The following is a 1,907-nucleotide window of genomic DNA, read 5'->3' as shown; positions in this document are numbered from 1 at the left end:
TCGTAGGTCAGATCGTGACGATAGGCCGGTAGCACGGCATGGGTAGACGCGGTCGACAACAGTAGTGTGTATCCGTCAGGCGCGGCCTGCGCCACGTACTCGGAAGCGACGGCGCCGGTCGCGCCAGGCTTGTCCTGCACGACGACGGGCTGCAGCCAATGCTGGGAGACTGCCTGCGCTACCATGCGCGCGATCACGTCAGCCGAGCCGCCAGCGGCGAACGGCACGATGAACTCGACCGGCCGGCTCGGATAGCGGACGGGATCCTCCTGCGCGCCGGCGAACGTCGCCGGAAAGATGGCCAAGGCAGCAATGGCCGCCAACAGAGCGCCTTTGGTCATGCCCGGCTCCCTCATTCGTATCAGAAGGATACGCGATATGTCCGCGGAAAGGAAAAGGAATCTGGCGGCGAGCGCGTTGGGTCGGTCGAGTTACCGCGGCACCAGGCCCCACGGCATCGGCACCGGCCCGCGAGCGCCGTCTTGGCCTACGATGGTGTCGATCGTTGTCGTCGGGCAGACGTTGTAGCGGGCCTGCGTGTTCACCGCCGGCTGGTCGAGCGTGAGTCGGTACAGCGCGACGATCTCCTCCCACGTCAGCTATGTGCCCGCTGCAGAATTTGGCCGGCATCGAAGAAGTTGACCCCGTACCTCGCCGCCCTCGCCTGCCACCGCCGCGACCAGGCGATGCCGACGGCGCCAGCCTCGCTCACCGCCCGAGCTCCATCGTCGCCCCGAATCTGCGAGCAACAATTTTGCTAAAACGGAGATGCCGACGGCGCCAGCCGGCACACCGCCGGCGCCAGCAGGTCGAGCTGGTCGATCGCTGCTATTGCCGCCGCCCGCCTCGCGCGCGCGTAAGGGCGGAACGCAGTCTTTCCAGGGCTATCTAACGCCTCTATGCTCGTTTCGATCGCACACCAAGCATCCGCATGGAAGCCGCTCCGATCATTACCTTCGACAATGTAGGCGTCTCATTTGGCGAAGAGCGGATTTATGACCGGCTGAGCTTCAACGTCCGGCGCGGGGAGTTCGTCTGCATCCTGGGTCCGTCCGGCTGCGGCAAGTCCACCTCACTGCGGATGATCGGCGGTCTGCTCGACGTCGGCTCGGGTCGCGTCACCGTTGACGGACGCGATCCCCATGAGGCATGGCCGGAGATTGCTTTCGTGTTCCAGTCGCCACGGCTAGTGCCATGGCGGACTGCGCTCGACAATGTGATGCTCGGCACCGAGCTCCGGTTCGGCTCCGGCGACCGCGAGCGGCGGCGGTCCCGCGCCACCGACCTCCTCCATCTTGTCGGTCTCGCCGCCGACGCCCGCAAATACCCATCCATGCTGTCGGGCGGTGAGCGCCAGCGGGTGGCAATCGCCCGTGCGCTCGCCGTCGATCCTAAGATCGTGCTGATGGACGAACCATTTTCCGCGCTTGACCCCAATATGCGCGGGCGCATGCGAGGCGAAATGGAGCGTATCTGGCTCGAGACCGGCAAGACCGTGGTGTTCGTAACCCACGATATTGACGAAGCGCTTCAGCTCGCTGACCGCACCGTGGTGCTGTCAAACAAACCGACCCGCGTTCTGGAGATTATCGAACTGAAGACGCCGCGCCCGCGAACCCCGGGCGATCCCGCTCTTGATACACAGCGCCAGAAGTTGGCTAAGCTCTTTCGTTCGCTCGAGCAGCCGGCCATGCAACAGGAGAACGCACCATGATGAAACGCCGCTCCGTCCTCAAGCTGATCGCCGCGCCGGCGCTGATGACCATCGCCCGTCCGGGTCTCGCCAAGGAAAAGGTCACCTATGCCTACCTGCTCGATCCCGCCTATGACGCGGTGACCTGGGCGATGAGCAACGGCAAGGTCAAGTCCGACCAGATCGAGGTCGAGGCGCGCGGCCTCGCTATTCC

The 1,907-nt window shown here is 64.7% G+C and carries 3 protein-coding genes; 2 read left to right on the top strand and 1 reads right to left on the bottom strand.

The features are described from left to right. The coding region (locus WB528_RS15275) for a tripartite tricarboxylate transporter substrate-binding protein (protein WP_423889252.1) at positions 1–341 on the bottom strand (341 nt) is incomplete at its 3' end. Positions 342–931: 590 nt separating this feature from the next. On the opposite strand from WB528_RS15275, the gene WB528_RS15270 reads away from it, so the two are divergent. Further along, entirely contained in the window at positions 932–1,714 is a 783-nt protein-coding gene (locus WB528_RS15270) for an ABC transporter ATP-binding protein (RefSeq protein WP_423889251.1), read from the top strand. Continuing rightward, positions 1,711–1,907: hypothetical protein (locus WB528_RS15265; RefSeq protein ID WP_423889250.1), on the top strand; the 197-nt coding region annotated here is incomplete at its 3' end. The genes WB528_RS15270 and WB528_RS15265, both read left to right, overlap by 4 nt.

This window comes from Bradyrhizobium sp., assembly GCF_049586575.1.
In the GTDB taxonomy this organism is placed as follows: Bacteria; Pseudomonadota; Alphaproteobacteria; order Rhizobiales; family Xanthobacteraceae; genus Bradyrhizobium.
The sequence above is the reverse complement of the archived record's forward strand: the minus strand, read 5'-3'. Positions and strand labels throughout refer to the sequence as shown.